The sequence below is a fragment of the Terribacillus saccharophilus genome (assembly GCF_002272745.1).
GTDB lineage: Bacteria > Bacillota > Bacilli > Bacillales > Amphibacillaceae > Terribacillus > Terribacillus saccharophilus_B.
On the sequence record NZ_NPBD01000002.1, the window covers coordinates 230,522 to 249,087 of the forward strand.

Consider the following 18,566-nt stretch of genomic DNA (forward strand, 5'->3'; position numbering starts at 1 on the left):
AGCGGGAATTTTTCCCGCTTTTTCTATAGGAGAAAACCTATTCTACATAGTGTTATAAACGATGCCTTGTCTGGAGCATAATACAAACAAGACATGATGCAAGATAAATGAGAGGGGCTTTATTCATGGCAGATCAAAAACAAGTGTTCTCCACTGAAATTTCCGGACAGACTTTCACTGTCGAAATTGGAGAACTTGCCAAGCAAGCGAACGGCGCTTGTCTCATCCAGTACGGCGATACTTCCGTACTATCCACTGTCACAGGTTCGAAGGAACCGAAGGACTTACCGTTTTTCCCATTGACAGTAAACTACGAAGAAAGACTCTATGCAGTAGGTAAAATACCAGGCGGTTTCATCAAACGTGAAGGACGTCCGAGTGAGAAAGCAGTACTTGCTTCACGTTTAATCGACCGTCCTATTCGTCCTTTATTCCCGGATGGATTCCGTAATGATGTACAAGTTATCAGCATGGTTATGAGTGTGGATCAGGATTATTCTTCTGAAATTGCTGCAATGATCGGTTCTTCCATTGCGTTGAGCATTTCCGATATTCCATTCCATGGTCCGATCGCTGGTGTAGTAGTCGGCCGTGTCGATGGCGAATTCGTCATCAACCCTACGAAAGCACAGCAAGAGAAAAGTGACATCGACCTGACTGTTGCTGGAACAAAAGATGCAATCAACATGGTAGAAGCAGGCGCGCAAGAAGTGCCAGAAGACATCATGCTTGAAGCAATTATGTACGGTCACGAAGAGATCAAGCGACTTGTTGCTTTCCAGGAAGAAATCGTAGCTGCTGTCGGTAAAGAAAAGATGGAAGTTAAGCTCTTCGACTTGGACAAGGAATTGACTGAAGATGTTAAGAGCCGCTGCTATGATCAGCTGAAAGCAGCAATCGAGGTGCATGAGAAAAAAGCACGCGAAGCAGCAATCAGTGAAGTGAAAAACGAAATCGTAACGTTCTATGAAGAACAAGAAACCGATGAAGCTACAATCAAGCAAGTGAAGGGCATCCTTGATAAACTTGTGAAGGAAGAAGTTCGTCGTGCTATCACGAAGGACAAGATTCGTCCTGATGGACGCGGAGTGGATGAAATCCGTCCGTTGTCTTCCCGGATTGGTGTACTTCCTCGTACACACGGATCTGCTTTGTTCACACGTGGTCAAACTCAAGCACTTAGTGTTTGTACATTAGGCGCACTTGGCGATGTACAGATTCTAGATGGTCTGGACACAGAAGAAACAAAACGTTTCATGCATCACTATAACTTCCCGCATTTCAGTGTCGGAGAGACTGGACCAATCAGAGGACCGGGACGTCGTGAAATCGGACATGGTGCACTTGGTGAGCGTGCTTTGGAGAAAGTTATACCTGATGAGAAGGATTTCCCTTATACAATTCGACTTGTATCTGAAATCCTAGAATCGAACGGCTCAACTTCACAGGCTAGTATTTGTGCCAGCACAATGGCCATGATGGCTGCGGGTGTACCAATCAAAGCCCCAGTTGCCGGAATCGCAATGGGTCTTGTAGCATCTGGTGATGATTATACTATCCTTACTGATATCCAAGGTATGGAAGATGCATTAGGCGATATGGACTTTAAAGTTGCCGGTACTGAAAAAGGTGTAACAGCCCTGCAAATGGATATTAAGATCGAAGGCTTAAGCCGTGAAATCCTGGAAGAGGCACTTACACAAGCACGTAAAGGCCGTCTGGAGATTCTTGGTCATATGATGTCAACAATCAGCGAACCGAAGCAAGAGCTTTCCGCTTATGCTCCTAAGATCCTGACTATGACAATTAATCCAGATAAGATCCGCGATGTAATCGGACCAAGCGGTAAACAGATCAATAAGATCATCGAAGAAACTGGCGTCAAGATCGATATTGAACAAGACGGTACTGTATTCATTTCTTCTACTGAGTCTGTGAAGAATGAACAAGCGAAGCAGATTATCAGCGATATCGTACGCGAAGTCGAAGTTGGTGAAGTTTACGACGGTACAGTGAAGCGAATCGAGAAATTCGGTGCCTTCGTGGAATTGTTCAAAGGAAAAGACGGCTTGGTTCATATCTCTGAGCTTGCTGAAGAACGTGTAGGCAAGGTGGAAGATGTCGTTAAGATCGGTGATACACTGAAAGTGAAGGTTAAGGAAATCGACCGTCAAGGGCGAGTAAACCTTTCACACAAACAGTTATTGGTCGAAGCTAAGAAAGAAAAAGAAGAGCAGGAAGCTGCAGAATAATATGTAAGAGAGAAGAAACTGGTTTAGCCAGTTTCTTTTTTTAACGGTTAAACATGCTATGCTTGTTCTTCCTTGTCCCATTCCCTCATAAGCTAGATTAGAGGAGGGATGGGAATGCACCGGATTATCATTCACCTGGTCGTATTTATCACACTGCTATTTCTGATCATCGATAGCGGGCATATGCCGTTTCAGGCAGAGTCTGTCAACCATCATCCAGTTTTTTCTGATATAGCAGTACGGGCAGATGAACAGGACCTACGGCAGGAAATAGAAGCGGTGCGCAAAGAAGTCGAACAGCCGGCTGAAAATGCGCGAATCGATAAGATATGGAAAAAGGTGCCTGGAAAGGCTGGCGTCAAGGTAGATGTCGACGCTTCTTTGGAAAAGATGAAGAAGGCAGGTATATTTGATAGGGAGCTGCTTGTAGTGAAAGAAGTAAAACCTGAAATAACACTGGATGAGCTCCCAGCATCGCCAATATACCGGGCCAGGGAAGATCAGGAGCAGGTTGCCTTATTAATCAATGTCTCATGGGGAGAAGACCATATTCCTGCAATCCTACAGACATTGAAGGATGCAAATGCCAAGGCTAATTTCTTTATTGAAGGTAAATGGGCGAAAGAGCATAACCAGCTAGTCGAAATGATCAAGGAAGAAGGGCATGTCATCGGGAACCACGCATACAACCATCCAGATATGAGTCGAATGAGCAAGACCGATTCGGCGGAGCAGATAAGCCAGACGAATGAAATCATCCATGCGATTACAGGTGATAAACCAGTCTATTTTGCACCGCCTAGCGGGAGCTTTAATGATGGGACCATTCAGGCTGCCAATGACCAGGAAATGGAGACAATTCTTTGGTCTGTTGATACCATAGATTGGCAAAAACCGACAGTTCCTGTTATGATGAAACGCGTGACCGAAAAACTGCATCCTGGAGCTTTCATTTTGATGCATCCCACTCCTGTTGTGGAGGCTGGGTTAGCTGACATGCTAAAAGCTATTAAAGAAAAAGGGTACAGTGTATCGACTTTGGATACGATATTGAATGAAGGAAGATAATGGTACAGCGAGTTATACTGCTGATTGGGAGGATTTAAATTTGCTGCAAACGCACACTTGCAAAAATGGACTACGAGTTGTAGTAGAAAACATGCCATCGGTACGTTCTGTCACGATTGGCATTTGGATTTTGACTGGTTCAAGAAATGAAGAAGAGAAGAATAATGGTTTGTCACACTTTTTAGAGCATATGTTCTTCAAAGGTACGAAAAATCGTTCCGCCAAGGAATTAGCTGAAGCATTCGATGCTATTGGAGGCATGGTCAATGCATTTACCTCTAAAGAGTATACATGCTATTACGCTAAAGTACTGGATACACATAAGGAATTCGCTCTCGAAGTGTTGGCTGACATGTTCTTTGAATCTCAATTTTTACAAGAGGAAATCGAGAAGGAGCAGAAGGTCGTTCTGGAGGAGATCAAGATGGCAGAAGATACGCCGGATGATATTATCCATGACTGGCTGGCAGAAGCTGCTTATGGAAAGCATCCGCTCGGTTTGCCTATTCTCGGAACAGAAAGCACACTTATGAGTTTTACAAGTGAGTCTGTAAGAAATTACAAAGAGTCGCATTATGTGCCGGAGAAAATGGTCATTTCTGTTGCTGGTAATGTGGACGAATCTTTCATCAAGACTGTAGAGGACCAGTTTGGTAATTTCCAAGCTGAATCTGCTCATAAAGCGCTTCATGCACCACCGTTCACGCCAAATACAATCAGCCGATCAAAGGAAACCGAACAAGCCCATTTAACAATCGGGTATCAGGGTCTGGAGCTAGATGATCCGGCAAGCTACAGTCTGACGGTTGTGAACAATGTCTTGGGCGGCAGCATGAGTTCAAGATTATTCCAGGATGTGCGGGAGGAGAAAGGCTTAGCTTATTCTGTGTATTCCTACCATAGTACGTACCTGGACAGCGGTATGCTTACTATCTATGCCGGAACTGGCAAAGAACAGCTGGATGAGCTTCAGGAAACTATCCGTCTAACGTTGGAGAAGCTGAAAGCGGAAGGCATCACTGACAAAGAGTTCCGCAATACGAAAGAGCAGCTGAAAGGGAATTATATGCTTGGACTGGAAAGTACGAACAGCAGAATGAGTCGAAATGGCCGTAATGAATTGCTGCTCGGCAAGCATCCATCCTTGAATGAATTAATCGAAAAAATTGATAATGTGACGATGGACGATGTCGATGCTGTCATCCAGCAGATATTCGGTAAGGAACAGGCAAGAGCGATTGTTGCACCAAAATAAAAGGAGCTGATCTGCTTTGCGTTTCAAGGACATAGGTGATAAAGAGATCATTGATGTGAACAATGGCGAACGTTTAGGTGTGCTTGGTCAGACTGATATAGAGTTCAACCCTGTCACAGGAAAAATCGATGCATTTCTCATACCGAATTACAAATGGTTCGGGTTGCGCAAGGAAGGCAGCGATAATCGAATTGCCTGGGAGGAAATCCAGACAATCGGAAAACATATGATTTTGATACGTACGTAAATAAGTGGCTAGAACAAAAGTGTTTTTGGCCAAATAAAAATCCGCACAATGCAAATTTTTCATTGAATTTGCATTGTGCGGATTTTTTTATTCGAATTACGAGTAAGAATCCCGCTCCGGTAGAATACTCGCTTTCCGCGGGAGTCTTCGAATTCTGCCTGCGCTATTTCTGTCTTTTGGATGAAAGAGCATTAGTTCAGACTAACTAGCGCAGTGTATTTCCGGAGCGGCGATTAAACTTACCATTCTGGTAATTTTCGTATCGTATTAAGCATGAGTCATTTAGTTATGTCCCAGCCACTTTTTGTGTTTGCGCTATGCCCCAATTCAATCACTCCTGGCGGTATTCCTCATATGATAACTCGAAAGCAACTAATCTCAATGATGAAAATCTAAGAAAATACGCTTTAAAGCGAGGTGAGAGTTTGACCACTGAATTGACTATCGCTGTTCTTGGCGGAGATGCCCGCTACTTGGAGATGATTCGCAGCTTACAGTGCAGTGCGAATGCATCTGTATTTGCGGTGGGCTTCGAACAAATCAGTCAAAGCTTCACCGGCGGTATCCAGCGGGAATTGGAGGACATAGAACCACAAAGTCTTGATGCAGTTATCCTTCCGATTCCTGGAGTAGGCTCTAATGGACAGATCGAAACAGTATTCTCTGATAAGAATATTCAGCTCACTGAAAACTGGGTAGATCAACTGCCAAAGGATTGTGTCATTTTCACAGGTATTACAAATGACTATCTGACAGAATTATGTGAGAAACGAAATTTGCGTCTTGTTTCCTTGTTCGACAGAGATGACGTTGCAATTTATAATTCGATCCCGACTGCCGAGGGAGCTATTATGACTGCCATCAAACATACTGATTTCACCATTCATGGTTCTAAGGTCGTTGTACTTGGGTTTGGACGCGTCGGTATAAGTGTGGCAAGCAAATTCGATGCACTTGGTGCTAATGTGCAAGTCGGATCGATTCACGATGCCGATATTGCCAGAATAAGTGAAATGGGAATGCGCGCCTTTTTCCTCGATCGTCTTCCGGAAATGGTAAAGGATACTGATATCCTGATCAATACAATACCAGCCCTAGTAGTGAAGAGAGCAATCATTGAACAGCTGCCTGTCCAGACACTGATTATCGATCTTGCTTCCAAGCCGGGCGGAGTAGACTTCGACTATGCGAAAAAACGAGGCATTGAAGCGATCCATGCATTAAGCCTGCCTGGTATTGTCGCCCCGAAAACGGCTGGAAATATATTGTCCGTCGTTATAAAGCAAATTTTAACCAACAGCTGAAGGAGGAGTAACATATGAGTTTAGCAGGAAAAAGGATCGGTTTTGGTATTACAGGCTCTCATTGTACGTACAGTGAGATTTTTCCGCAAATCGAACAGTTGGTGAAACTTGGAGCAGAAGTGGTGCCGATTGTCAGCAACACGGTTCAATTTACTGACACGTATTTCGGAGATGCTAAGGATCATCTGCAAAAAATCAGTGATCTGACTAATACTAAGATAATCAAAACGATTCCGGAAGCAGAGCCGTTAGGACCTCGTGAACCTTTAGATTGCATGGTCATAGCACCACTTACAGGCAACAGCATGTCGAAGCTAGCCAATGCGCTCACAGACAGCGCGGTACTAATGGCGACGAAGGCGACTTTACGAAATGAGAAACCTATCGTGTTAGGAATTAGCACGAATGATGCCTTAGGACTGAATGGGGTCAACCTAATGCGGCTGATGGCAGCGAAATACATGTATTTCATCCCATTCGGACAAGACGATCCTTATAAAAAACCGAACTCTCTTGTTGCTGATATGACAAAACTTCCTGAAACGATTGAAGCCGCATTGCAATACAAGCAGCTGCAGCCAGTGCTGGTCCAACGTTTTTCCTAAACTCCTCAAACGATAACCTATGATAGAAAAATTGTGATAGAATAGTGCTAGCGTTAAAATCAAATAGCGTACCAACCAGTATACGTATCCATTTAGTTAGACAGAGGAGAGGGTTATTCATGACACAGCAAGGTTATCATATCGCAGTAGTAGGCGCGACAGGCGCTGTAGGCCAAAAAATGCTGGAAACTCTCGCAGAACGCAATTTTCCGATCAGCGAGCTATCCTTATTATCTTCCAGCAGATCTGCTGGACAACAAATAGATTACAAAGGCAAAACCTATACTGTGAAGGAAGCCAAACCGGAAAGCTTTGAAGGTGTCGATATCGCATTATTCTCTGCAGGCGGTTCCGTCTCCAAAGCCTTGGCACCGGAAGCAGCAAAGCGCGGAGCAGTAGTTGTCGATAATACGAGTGCATTCCGGATGGATCCGGAGGTACCTTTAGTAGTACCAGAAGTAAATGAAGACGATCTGAAGCTCCATAAAGGAATCATTGCAAACCCGAATTGCTCCACAATCCAGATGGTTGCAGCATTAGAACCGCTGAAAGAAGCTTACGGGCTATCTCGCATCATCGTCTCTACTTACCAAGCTGTATCCGGAGCTGGAGCAGTTGCAATTGACGAATTAAAAGATCAGGCACAGCAATTCTTGAACGGCGAGGACATGGATGCAAGTGTCCTGCCAGTCAAAGGCGACAAACGTCACTTCCCAGTAGCATTCAATGCGCTGCCGCAAATAGATGTGTTCCAGGAGAATGGCTACACATATGAAGAAATGAAAATGATCAATGAAACGAAAAAAATTATGCATGCAGAAGATCTTCATGTCTCTGCAACTTGTGTGCGTCTTCCAGTTTTCACTTCCCATGCGGAAAGCGTCTATGTGGAGCTTGGTCAAAGCGGACTTACTGTTAAAGAAATACAAGAGAAGCTGGCTGCGGCTGAAGGAATTGTGCTTGAGGATGATCCAAGTACGCAGACCTACCCAACACCGCTTTCTGCTGCTGGCAAAAAAGAAGTATTTGTAGGAAGAGTGCGCAAGGATCCAGATCATGACAACGGATTCCACCTGTGGATTGTTTCCGATAACCTTTTGAAAGGTGCAGCGTGGAATAGCGTCCAAATCGCAGAACGCTTAATCCAACATAACTTGCTTACAGTCTGAGGTGTAGAAATGAAAGTGTTAGTCCAGAAATTCGGCGGTACGTCTGTTAGGGATAATCAGGCGGAAGCCATACAACATATCGAAGCAGCGCTTCAAGCAGGAAATAAAGTAGTGGTCGTCGTATCGGCAATCGGAAGACATCCGGATCCATACGCGACCGACTCTTTGCTGGGGTTGATTGGTGTACCTGGTGAGACGCATATATCTAAACGGGAGAAGGACTTGCTGCTATCCTGCGGTGAGGTCATCTCTTCTGTCGTCTTTTCAAATGCACTCAATGCAAAAGGGATCCAAGCTGCAGCATTGACTGGAGCACAAGCTGGCTTTATTACCAATGAAGATTTTACAGCTGCGAAAATCAAAGAAATGCGAGTTGAACGGATTTGGAAGGAGCTAGAGGCGCATGATGTTGTCGTCGTAGCTGGCTTCCAAGGTATGACAGAGAATGGAGAGATCACTACAATAGGCCGGGGCGGAAGCGATACATCTGCTGCTGCTCTCGGTGCTGCTCTACAAGCAGAGTACATCGACATCTTTACGGATGTAGAAGGCATCATGACTGCCGATCCGCGCGTGGTAGAAGAAGCACGTATGCTCGATGTTGTCACGTATACAGAAATATGCAACTTGGCATATCAAGGTGCGAAAGTGGTACATCCTCGTGCTGTTGAAATAGCGATGCAGGCAAAGGTTCCGATGCGTGTCAGATCTACAGGTTCTTTATCAGAAGGAACGTTAGTGACGTCATCCAGAGACAATTTTGCAGGCAAGGATATTCCTGATCGGCTTATCACCGGTATCGCACATCTTGCTGGTATTTCTCAGATCAAAATCGAAACGGATACGGATGCTTATAAAACACAGTCCAGTGTTTTCAAAGCAATGGCCGAAGCAAATATTTCGGTGGACTTTATCAATATTTCTCCAAATGGTGTCGTCTATACAATTGCTGCCGAGCAGGTGATGCTCGCGCAAGATATCCTTCGTGAGCTTGGTCTGGAGCCGAAGGTAATCAATAACTGTGCGAAAGTATCTCTCGTCGGTGCGGGTATGACAGGTATACCTGGAGTGACGGCGAAAATTGTCCAAACATTGACCGATAAAGAAATCGATATCCTGCAATCAGCAGATAGCCATACGACTATCTGGGTATTGATTAATGAAAAGGATCTTGTAGCAGCAGTGAATGCGCTGCATGCAACATTCGAACTTAGTCTATAAGTCATGATAATTGTTGAAGGCAGAGGAGTTTTACGATGAAATTCGGTAAAGTTATTACAGCAATGGTAACCCCATTCGATAATCAAGGTCAGATTGATTTTGATGCCACTACTCGTTTACTCGACTACTTGATTGAGAATGGAACAAACGCCGTCGTCGTAGCTGGAACGACAGGCGAATCGCCAACGCTTTCCCATGAAGAAAAACTTTCTTTGTTCCGCCATGTAGTGAAAACGGTAGGCGGCCGGATTCCAATTATAGCTGGAACCGGCAGCAACAACACGCAAGCGAGTATCGAGCTTACAAAAGAAGCTGAAGAAATTGGTGTTGATGCGGCACTGATCGTTGCGCCGTACTACAATAAACCAAACCAGCGCGGATTATATGCACATTTTGAAGCAGTTGCAAATAGCACGAAGCTGCCGATCATGCTTTATAATATCCCAGGTCGCTCTGTTGTAAAGATTGAACCGGAAACTGTGATTGAGCTGTCGAAGATTTCGAATATCGTATCTGTGAAAGATTCCACTGGTGACTTGAGCAGCATGACGAAGGTCATTGCAGGCACATCTGATGATTTCAGTCTGTACAGCGGAGACGATGATTTGACCCTTCCGATAGCTGCTATTGGCGGTGATGGAATCGTATCTGTATCTTCCCACGTTGTCGGTAACGAGATGCAGGCTATGCTGCAAGCATATGAAGCTGGAAATATTGAAGATGCTTCCCGCATTCATCAGCAGATTCTGCCGGTAATGCAAGGATTGTTCCAGGCACCGAACCCGACACCAGTGAAAGAGGCATTAAATCAAAAAGGTATCGCAGTAGGCGGTGTCCGTCTTCCGCTAGTTGAACTAACGGATGAAGAAAAAGAGAATGTCAGTAAGCTATTTGTATAAATGACGAAAGAAGCAGGAGGACTCCTCCTGCTTCTTTGTTTATGTATGGTGCCTGGCTCACTGTCCATACTAAAAGCAAGTATGGAAAGGAGCTAGGAATATGGCTAAGGAACGTAACGATAATCAAGAAAACGAAAACGAAGAATCAGGCGGAAAATCCATTATTGAAAAAATCCAGCAACTCGGACAAACATCAGTTGCCCAGGCACCTGATTCCCGTGTTCACGTGCTGTCTATCATCGGTCAGATAGAAGGACATATGCAGCTGCCGCCACAAAATAAAACAACAAAATATGAGCATGTCATTCCCCAGTTGATTGCGATCGAGCAGAATCCAAAAATAGAGGGATTGATCGTGCTGATGAATACGGTCGGAGGAGATGTCGAAGCGGGTCTTGCGCTTTCAGAGATGATTGCATCACTCTCAAAGCCGTCTGTATCTATCGTCCTTGGAGGCGGACATAGCATCGGGGCTCCAATAGCCGTAAGTACGGATTATAGCTTTATCGTGCCAACAGCAACGATGACCATTCATCCAATCAGGCTGACAGGCTTAGTCATCGGTGTTCCTCAAACTTTTGAATACTTGGATAAGATGCAAGATCGAGTTATAAGCTTCGTCACCTCTCATTCTTCGATAACCGAAGAGAAATTTAAGGAGCTTATGTTTGCGAAAGGAAATCTCACACGTGACATCGGTACGAATGTAGTTGGAACCGATGCGGTTTCCTACGGACTGATCCATGAAGTTGGTGGAGTACAGCATGCCATGAAAAAGCTGAATGAATTGATGGAGCAGCGGCAAGCAACCTTGAACGGGGAATTACAATGATTTTGTATACGCCCCTTGCTGCAGAAGATATTTTTCCTGTTGAGGCAACACAATTTGAAGCTCACCAAATTATGCAATATAACGGAAAAACAGTTCAGGCCGAACACTTGGGCAATGGCATGTATCGTGTCCACCAGTTGATGTCGACAGATCCTGCTGATTTTCTTGATGAAAACTGTGCACCAGGAAAATTGTTCTCCTTATAAATGAATACGTACGTTCGTCTTTTTGCTAGCTATGTTATACTGAATTCAGATGGCAAATTGACGTATGAATTAGAAAACCCTTGTCGTTGGCAGGGGTTTTCTTTACATCTAAAGAAGTACATAAGCAATGCATAACAAGGAGATACCCTACAATGGCTAAACGAAAAACAAAAAAACGACAAACCAAGTTCAAGCAAGTAATGAGCTTTGAAGTAATTGGACTATTATTAGTATTTCTTGCAGTATTCGGAAGCGGCGCAGGAGCAATCAGTGATGGGGCGATACCGAATGCGCTTGAGCATTTATTCCGCTTCTTCTTTGGAAGCTGGTATTTCTTGCTTGCTATCTTTATGGGTGGGGTCGGCATCTACTTGATGGCCAGATGTAAAAAGCCGAACCTGCTTCATAAGAAGCTGATCGGGTTATATGCGATTACTGCGGGTATTTTACTGTTCACCCATATTCAAGCGTTCGAGGATAAGCTGAGTCAGGTAGAACAGCCATCGATCATCAAGACAAGCTGGAACTATTATTTAGCTTATGTGCAGGATACGATTGATCCAGCGGCTCTAGGCGGAGGGATGGTAGGAGCTATCCTTTTCGCACTAAGTTATTATCTGCTGTCTGCTACAGGAGCTAAGATCATCGCTTTCTTTCTAGTGGTAATTGGTATCCTGATTTTGAGCAATACGTCCCTTAGTTCTGTCGTTCAAAAGCTGTTCGCCCTTTTGAGAAAAGGGGTAAGTGCTTCTTCAGATAAAATGAAAGATAAGCTTTCGGAAACAAAAGAGCGTAAAAAATCGGAACGACCACAGAGGAAGCAGAAACGTCAACAAGTATTAGCTGAGAAGGAAGAAGCAGCAGAGGCAGAACCGGAGCCTATTCATGAGGAACCAATCATCCAAGATTTCACGAATATTGCCTACGCAGATCCTGAACCAGAGATTATTGAACCTAAACAAGATAAACCAAAAGAGCAAGTTGTAGAGCCTACTTCTGATGAGAAAGAGGCACTGCCTGCGTCAGAACTGGAAAACAGGGACTATCAGCTTCCTAGCATTACGTTGCTGAAACAGCCGAAGAAGAACAGCCAGAAACAAGAACGCTCTCAGATTCAAGCTGTCGCACGTAAGCTCGAGCAGACTTTCCAAAGCTTTGGAGTTAAGGCAAAGGTGAGCAAGGTACATGTCGGTCCAGCTGTAACGAAGTATGAAGTTTATCCGGATACCGGTGTGAAGGTTAGTAAGATTGTAAATCTTCACGATGATTTAGCACTTGCCTTGGCAGCGAAAGATATCCGTATAGAAGCGCCGATACCAGGCAAATCAGCTGTCGGAATTGAAGTGCCGAATAAAGAAGTGGCGAGCGTATCGCTGCGAGAGGTGCTGGACAATAGTCAGGTAAAAACAGGCTCCAAGCTAAGTTTTGCTCTTGGACGTGATATATCAGGTGAATCTGTTGTGGCAGAACTTAATAAGATGCCCCATTTGCTTGTAGCAGGGGCTACCGGAAGCGGAAAAAGTGTATGTATCAACGGCATCATTACAAGCATTCTGATGCGTGCTAAGCCGCATGAAGTGAAGATGATGATGATTGATCCGAAAAAAGTAGAGCTAAATGTCTATAACGGCATTCCTCATTTGCTGACACCAGTCGTGACGGATCCGAAAAAAGCATCCAGAGCACTAAAGAAAGTTGTAGCCGAGATGGAGCGCAGGTATGACCTGTTCTCTGATTCCGGCACTAGAAATATCGAAGGTTATAATGCCTATATTCAAAAGCAGAATGAATTGAATGATGAAGAACAGCCTTTCCTGCCATTCATTGTTGTGCTAGTTGATGAGCTTGCCGATTTGATGATGGTCGCTTCCAGTGAAGTAGAGGATGCCATTACCAGATTGGCACAGATGGCACGTGCAGCAGGGATACATTTGATTATTGCTACCCAGCGTCCATCAGTTGACGTTATCACTGGTGTTATCAAGGCAAACATTCCGTCGCGTATCGCCTTTAGCGTAAGTTCTCAGATAGATTCCCGTACGATTCTGGATGGCGGCGGTGCTGAGAAGCTGCTTGGCCGAGGAGATATGCTGTTCATCCCAGTAGGTACTTCCAAGCCGACTCGTATTCAAGGAGCATTCTTATCCGATGAAGAAGTGGAGAATGTTGTCAATCACTGTATTGAACAGCAGAAAGCACAATACCAGACAGATATGATTCCAGATGAAGAGCAGGAAGTACAATCAGAGGTTGAGGATGAACTTTACCATGACGCTGTATTCCTTGTAACAGATATGCAGAGTGCCAGTGTTTCCATGCTGCAGCGCCGATTCCGCATTGGTTATACGAGAGCGGCTAGATTGATAGATGCAATGGAAGAGCGGGGAGTAGTAGGACCATATGAGGGGAGCAAACCGCGTCAAGTGTTAGTTTCTAAGTCTGCGGAGGACAAACTATCGTAGGACACAATTTTCAAGAAAAGTACCAAAAAGTAGTTGAATCACCCTAAAAAAAACGAGAATATTCGTGTTTTTTGTAAAATAAGTATTTATTTTCTGTAAAAAGCATGTTATATTATGTTCGAGTGAAGCGGATTTAGTAATTATGTCCTATTAATCTACTAATTATGTATCAGGCTTCAACTTAGCTATCAATCTATATTTGGGGGTTTCTATCTTGAAAATGCGTCGTTATGCAGTACTTTTAGGTTTGCTTCTTGTCGTAGGCGTCGTGCTTAGTGCATGTGGATCCGGCGGCAGCTCCGAGCAGAGCGGAAGCGACAGCAACAGCTTCAAAACAGCTATGGTTACAGATACTGGCGGTATTGATGATAAATCATTTAACCAGTCTGCTTGGGAAGGTCTTACACAGTTTGGTGCAGACAACGACCTAAAAGAGAAAGAAGGATATGACTACCTTCAATCTAACAGTGCATCTGATTATGCAACAAACTTGAATCGCCTTGTGCAATCCAACACGGATCTGATCTTCGGAGTCGGGTTCAAACTTGCAGAGGATATCGGTAAAGTTGCAGATCAGAACAAAGAAACGCATTTTGCCATCATTGACTCAGTCGTAGAAAAAGATAATGTAGCGAGCATCGTATTCGAAGAGCAGCAAGGCTCATTCCTTGCAGGTGTAGCTGCAGCGACGAAATCCGAATCCGGTAAAATCGGTTTTGTTGGTGGAGAAGAAAGTGAATTGATCAAGAAGTTTGAAGCAGGATACGTAGCTGGTGCGAAATCAGTCAATAAAGATATCGAAGTGGATGTACAGTATGCTGGTTCCTTCGGTGCTCCTGATAAAGGTAAATTGATTGCATCCAACATGTACAACTCTGGCGTAGATGTTATCTATCATTCTGCCGGAGGTACTGGTAACGGTGTATTCGCACAAGCAAAAGATTTGAAAAACAATGATCCAGAAGGAAGCTACTGGGTAATCGGTGTTGACCGTGACCAGTATGATGAAGGCCAAATCGGAGATAACAACGTGACATTGACTAGCATGCTAAAAGCTGTTGATGTTGCAGTAGCGAGAGTCGCTCAGGACTCCAAAGATGGCGAATTCCCTGGTGGAGAAATTGTATCTTTCGGTTTGAAAGATGATGGAATCGGTATTGCAGAAACAAATGAAGAAGCATACACAGACGATATCAAAACAGCTGTAGACGAATGGAAGCAAAAGCTCATCGATGGTGATGTAACTGCTCCAACTACGGATGACGAACTGAAAGCATATGTAGATTCTCTATAAGAAACCAGAAGGGCTAGAGTACGCACTCTAGCCCTTTATAAAAAAATCTTCAACTGAAGCGTCTTTTAATTAGACAATTCCCCGCTTCAATTGACGATTTTTTTTTGAACAGAATCAAAGAAAGTTCGTAATTCCGAGAAGGAGTGTAAAATATGGAGAATTATGTAATCGAAATGCTGAACATTCGCAAAGAATTTCCCGGAATTGTCGCCAATGACAACATCACGCTTCAAGTGAAAAAAGGAGAGATCCATGCGCTGCTAGGAGAAAATGGCGCAGGAAAATCCACACTCATGAACGTCCTGTTCGGCCTTTATCAGCCGGAAAAGGGAGAAATCCGCGTAGACGGAAAGAAAGTCGAAATCAATGATCCGAATGTTGCCAATAGATTAGGTATCGGAATGGTGCACCAGCACTTCATGCTTATCGACACCTTCACAGTTGCCCAAAATATCGTTCTCGGCAGTGAGCCGAAAAAAGGTCTTAAGATTGATATGAAAAAAGCGGTTCGTGAAGTGCAGGAACTTTCAGATCGATATGGTCTGCAAGTGGATGCCACAGCGAAAATCAGCGATATTTCCGTTGGTATGCAGCAGCGGGTAGAAATACTGAAAACATTGTACCGCGGTGCAAATGTCGTCATACTGGACGAACCAACAGCTGTTTTGACACCGCAGGAAATCAAGGAACTTATTGTTATCCTACGGACGCTGATCAAAGAAGGCAAATCTATCATTTTGATCACTCATAAATTGAAAGAAATCATGGAAGTTTGTGACCGCTGTACGGTAATCAGGAAAGGGCAGGGTATCGGAACAGTTGACGTATCTGAAACGAACCCGAATGAACTGGCTTCTCTTATGGTAGGACGTGAAATACGCTTCTCTACTGAAAAGAAACCTGCTGAACCTAAAGAAACAATTCTTTCCATTCAAGGTCTGACAGTACAGGATTCCCGCCATGTAGACATGGTGAAAGAACTGGACCTTGATATAAGAGCAGGCGAAATTGTCGGAATTGCCGGAGTTGACGGAAATGGTCAAACAGAATTAATTGAGGCAATTACTGGACTTCGTAAAAAATCAGCAGGAAAAGTGACGTTGAAAAATCAGGATATTACGAATATGCCAGTTCGCGCCATTACGGAAAGCGGAGTTGGTCATATACCACAGGATCGTCACAAGCTCGGTTTAGTGCTTGATTACTCTATCGGAGAAAACATTGTTTTGCAAACATATTATCAAAAGCCTTATTCGACTGGAGGTTTTCTTTCCTTCAAACGAATCTTTGATAAAGCGAAAGCACTCATAGCAGAATACGACGTTCGTACTCCTAGTCACTTATCTAAAGCTCGTACACTATCCGGCGGAAACCAGCAAAAAGCAATCATTGGCCGTGAAATCGACCGTAACCCGGATTTGTTAATCGCAGCTCAGCCGACTCGTGGTCTTGACGTAGGTGCAATTGAATTCATCCACAAACGTCTAATAGAACAGCGTGACCAAGGAAAAGCTGTCTTGCTCGTTTCGTTCGAACTAGATGAGATTTTAAATGTAAGTGATCGTATTGCTGTTATGTTCGATGGGAAAATCATTGCGACAGTAAATCCGAAGGAAACAAATGAACAGGAGCTTGGATTACTGATGGCAGGTTCGAAGCTTGAGAAAGAAGGGGCGCAAAACTAATGTTTTCCAGCACAAAGTTCAATTTCATCATACCAATCATCTCGGTTATCCTTGGTTTGGTTGCCGGTGCAATTATCATGCTTATTTTCGGTTATAATCCGATACTCGGCTATCAGGCACTGTGGAATGGCGTATTTGACAGCCCGTTCTTCATGTCCGAAACAGTTAACCGAATCACACCTTATATCCTCACTGGTTTGGCAATCGCTTTTGCTTTCCGTACCGGATTGTTCAATATCGGTGCAGAAGGCCAGGTGCTGGTCGGCTGGGTTGCAGCTGTATGGGTAGGTACTGCTGTTGATGCACCTGCTTTTATTCATTTGCCGCTGGCACTTCTTGCAGCAGCTGCTGCAGGAGCATTTTGGGCTTTTGTGCCAGGTATCCTGAAGGCGAAGCTCGGTGTCCATGAAGTTATCGTCAGTATCATGATGAACTATATTGCACTTCATATTACAAACTATTTGATTCGTTCTGTGCTTACAGATAATCAGGAGACAACAGAGCCAGTGAAACAAACTGCATCCCTGACGAACGATTTTCTGATCGGATTAACAGGATCCCGCTTGCACCTTGGTTTCATCGTTGCTTTATTGATGGTGCTTGTTATGTGGGTCATACTGGAGCGTACGAAGCTCGGCTTTGAATTAAAAGCTGTAGGTTACAACCAGCATGCCTCCAATTATGCAGGGATGAAAGTGGAACGAAACATTGTCATCTCGATGCTGATCTCAGGTCTATTCGCAGGTCTTGCTGGTGCAATGCAAGGTCTTGGAACCTTCGGAAATGCATTTACGAATACAGCATTCTCAAACCTTGGTTTCGATGGTATCGCTGTAGCGCTTCTAGGCGGGAACAACCCGTTCGGCGTTGTGTTATCAGCCAGTCTTTTTGGATTTCTGAAAGTGGGCTCGCTTAACATGTCCACAGCGGGTGTACCGAATGAAATTATCGAAATCGTCATTGCATTGATCATTCTTTTTGTCGCTTCCGGCTTCATCATTCGCTGGGCGCTGCTGCAATTGAAAAAAGGGGAGAAAAAATAAAATGCTGGATATCCTTTATTCCATTATTCCGCAAACGTTGTTCTTTGCCGCTCCTCTTATTTTCACCGCATTAGGCGGTGTGTATAGTGAGCGTTCAGGTGTCATCAATATCGGTTTAGAAGGTCTCATGGTTATCGGGGCTTTCTCTTCGGTAACGTTCAATTTGCTATATGCTGATGCTTTAGGAACCGCCGCACCATGGATTTCCATATTGGTTGCTATGGTTGCCGGGATGCTGTTCTCTTTAATCCATGCTGTTGCTACAATTACCTTCCGTGCAGACCAGACGGTCACAGGGGTTGCAATCAACATGCTGGCGCTTGGATTTGGAGTGTTCATGATCAAGCAGATTTTCGGAAAAGGCCAAACCGACTTTATATCGCAGCCGATTTATACAACAGATGTTCCATTCTTGGTTGATATTCCGGTCATCGGTAATATGTTCTTTAACAATATGTATATTACGTCGTATATCGCTATTGTCCTCTCCTTCCTTGCATGGTATGTGCTGTATAAGACCCCATTTGGTCTTCGTATTCGTGCAGTCGGAGAACACCCAATGGCTGCAGATACGAACGGAATTAAAGTTTACACGACGAGATATATCGGCGTAATTATTTCTGGAGCACTTGCCGGAATTGGTGGTGCAGTGTTCGCTATGACAATATCTCAGAACTTCTCTATATCTACAATTGCTGGTCAAGGATTCATGGCAATTGCTGCAGTCATTTTCGGTAAGTGGAATCCGCTTGGAGCAATGGGAGCAGCTTTATTCTTCGGCTTTGCCCAGTCTTTGAGCGTGGTCGGTTCATCTATTCCGCTGCTTGAAAATGTTCCGCAGGTTTACTTGCTGATTGCACCTTACGTGCTGACTATTCTTGCTTTGGCAGGATTCATCGGTCGTTCGGTAGCGCCAAAAGCAAGCGGTGTTCCGTACGTAAAAGGAAGCCGCTAAGACGAAAGACCCGATGTTTTTTAAGCATCGGGTCTTTTTATGCAATCCGATTCGTTTTACTTCTAGGCG

The 18,566-nt window shown here is 44.2% G+C and carries 16 protein-coding genes; all 16 read left to right on the forward strand.

Annotated features, from left to right (window positions below; genetic code table 11):
- The first annotated feature begins 125 nt into the window (after positions 1-125).
- The 16 genes from CHH58_RS03005 (at position 126) to CHH58_RS03080 (ending at position 18,497) form a co-directional block, all read left to right on the forward strand.
- The gene (locus CHH58_RS03005) at positions 126-2,252 is read left to right on the forward strand and encodes a polyribonucleotide nucleotidyltransferase (protein WP_095230189.1); all 2,127 of its coding nucleotides are present in this window, start codon (positions 126-128) and stop codon (positions 2,250-2,252) included.
- Positions 2,253-2,366: 114 nt separating this feature from the next.
- A complete protein-coding gene (locus tag CHH58_RS03010; RefSeq protein WP_249275017.1) occupies positions 2,367-3,320 on the forward strand; it encodes a polysaccharide deacetylase family protein in 954 nt (317 codons plus the stop codon).
- A gap of 40 nt (positions 3,321-3,360) precedes the next feature.
- Positions 3,361-4,575, forward strand: a complete 1,215-nt coding sequence (locus tag CHH58_RS03015; RefSeq protein WP_095230388.1) for a M16 family metallopeptidase — start codon at positions 3,361-3,363, stop codon at positions 4,573-4,575.
- Positions 4,576-4,591: 16 nt separating this feature from the next.
- Entirely contained in the window at positions 4,592-4,822 is a 231-nt protein-coding gene (locus CHH58_RS03020; protein WP_038560328.1) for a YlmC/YmxH family sporulation protein, read from the forward strand.
- 425 nt (positions 4,823-5,247) lie between these two features.
- Entirely contained in the window at positions 5,248-6,126 is an 879-nt protein-coding gene (dpaA, locus tag CHH58_RS03025; RefSeq protein WP_249275018.1) for a dipicolinic acid synthetase subunit A, read from the forward strand.
- Between the two features lie 14 nt (positions 6,127-6,140).
- A complete protein-coding gene (dpaB, locus tag CHH58_RS03030; RefSeq protein WP_095230195.1) occupies positions 6,141-6,731 on the forward strand; it encodes a dipicolinate synthase subunit B in 591 nt (196 codons plus the stop codon).
- A gap of 119 nt (positions 6,732-6,850) precedes the next feature.
- Positions 6,851-7,900: an aspartate-semialdehyde dehydrogenase gene (locus tag CHH58_RS03035; RefSeq protein WP_095230197.1), complete on the forward strand. Its 1,050-nt coding sequence runs from the start codon at positions 6,851-6,853 to the stop codon at positions 7,898-7,900.
- A 9-nt stretch (positions 7,901-7,909) separates the two neighbouring features.
- Positions 7,910-9,121: an aspartate kinase gene (gene dapG, locus CHH58_RS03040; protein WP_095261994.1), complete on the forward strand. Its 1,212-nt coding sequence runs from the start codon at positions 7,910-7,912 to the stop codon at positions 9,119-9,121.
- Between the two features lie 35 nt (positions 9,122-9,156).
- Entirely contained in the window at positions 9,157-10,020 is an 864-nt protein-coding gene (gene dapA, locus CHH58_RS03045) for a 4-hydroxy-tetrahydrodipicolinate synthase (protein WP_095261995.1), read from the forward strand.
- A 100-nt stretch (positions 10,021-10,120) separates the two neighbouring features.
- The gene (locus CHH58_RS03050) at positions 10,121-10,852 is read left to right on the forward strand and encodes a ClpP family protease (RefSeq protein WP_095230203.1); all 732 of its coding nucleotides are present in this window, start codon (positions 10,121-10,123) and stop codon (positions 10,850-10,852) included.
- Entirely contained in the window at positions 10,849-11,058 is a 210-nt protein-coding gene (locus CHH58_RS03055; RefSeq protein ID WP_095230205.1) for a YlzJ-like family protein, read from the forward strand. Before CHH58_RS03050 ends, CHH58_RS03055 begins: the two co-directional genes overlap by 4 nt.
- Positions 11,059-11,210: 152 nt before the next feature.
- Positions 11,211-13,520 (forward strand): FtsK/SpoIIIE family DNA translocase, encoded by a 2,310-nt coding sequence (locus tag CHH58_RS03060; RefSeq protein ID WP_095261996.1) that lies wholly within the window; start codon positions 11,211-11,213, stop codon positions 13,518-13,520.
- A 220-nt stretch (positions 13,521-13,740) separates the two neighbouring features.
- Positions 13,741-14,814, forward strand: a complete 1,074-nt coding sequence (locus CHH58_RS03065; RefSeq protein ID WP_373554116.1) for a BMP family lipoprotein — start codon at positions 13,741-13,743, stop codon at positions 14,812-14,814.
- A 152-nt stretch (positions 14,815-14,966) separates the two neighbouring features.
- Positions 14,967-16,499 carry an ABC transporter ATP-binding protein gene (locus tag CHH58_RS03070; RefSeq protein ID WP_095230215.1) on the forward strand — a complete coding sequence of 511 codons (1,533 nt, stop codon included), beginning with the start codon at positions 14,967-14,969 and terminating at the stop codon, positions 16,497-16,499.
- Complete coding sequence (locus CHH58_RS03075) at positions 16,499-17,542, forward strand: ABC transporter permease (RefSeq protein WP_095232641.1); 1,044 nt, start codon at positions 16,499-16,501, stop codon at positions 17,540-17,542. The genes CHH58_RS03070 and CHH58_RS03075 overlap by 1 nt, the downstream gene beginning before the upstream one ends.
- Position 17,543: 1 nt before the next feature.
- Entirely contained in the window at positions 17,544-18,497 is a 954-nt protein-coding gene (locus tag CHH58_RS03080) for an ABC transporter permease (protein WP_095230219.1), read from the forward strand.
- Positions 18,498-18,566: the final 69 nt, after the last annotated feature.

Bases quoted from the DNA above. Each gene is read 5' to 3' on its own strand.
- CHH58_RS03005 (WP_095230189.1), top strand. From the start codon at position 126: ATGGCAGATCAAAAACAAGTGTTCTCCACTGAAATTTCCGGACAGACT.
- CHH58_RS03010 (WP_249275017.1), top strand. From the start codon at position 2,367: ATGCACCGGATTATCATTCACCTGGTCGTATTTATCACACTGCTATTT.
- dpaB (WP_095230195.1), top strand. From the start codon at position 6,141: ATGAGTTTAGCAGGAAAAAGGATCGGTTTTGGTATTACAGGCTCTCAT.
- CHH58_RS03035 (WP_095230197.1), top strand. From the start codon at position 6,851: ATGACACAGCAAGGTTATCATATCGCAGTAGTAGGCGCGACAGGCGCT.
- dapG (WP_095261994.1), top strand. From the start codon at position 7,910: ATGAAAGTGTTAGTCCAGAAATTCGGCGGTACGTCTGTTAGGGATAAT.
- dapA (WP_095261995.1), top strand. From the start codon at position 9,157: ATGAAATTCGGTAAAGTTATTACAGCAATGGTAACCCCATTCGATAAT.
- CHH58_RS03050 (WP_095230203.1), top strand. From the start codon at position 10,121: ATGGCTAAGGAACGTAACGATAATCAAGAAAACGAAAACGAAGAATCA.
- CHH58_RS03055 (WP_095230205.1), top strand. From the start codon at position 10,849: ATGATTTTGTATACGCCCCTTGCTGCAGAAGATATTTTTCCTGTTGAG.
- CHH58_RS03060 (WP_095261996.1), top strand. From the start codon at position 11,211: ATGGCTAAACGAAAAACAAAAAAACGACAAACCAAGTTCAAGCAAGTA.
- CHH58_RS03065 (WP_373554116.1), top strand. From the start codon at position 13,741: ATGCGTCGTTATGCAGTACTTTTAGGTTTGCTTCTTGTCGTAGGCGTC.
- CHH58_RS03070 (WP_095230215.1), top strand. From the start codon at position 14,967: ATGGAGAATTATGTAATCGAAATGCTGAACATTCGCAAAGAATTTCCC.
- CHH58_RS03075 (WP_095232641.1), top strand. From the start codon at position 16,499: ATGTTTTCCAGCACAAAGTTCAATTTCATCATACCAATCATCTCGGTT.
- CHH58_RS03080 (WP_095230219.1), top strand. From the start codon at position 17,544: ATGCTGGATATCCTTTATTCCATTATTCCGCAAACGTTGTTCTTTGCC.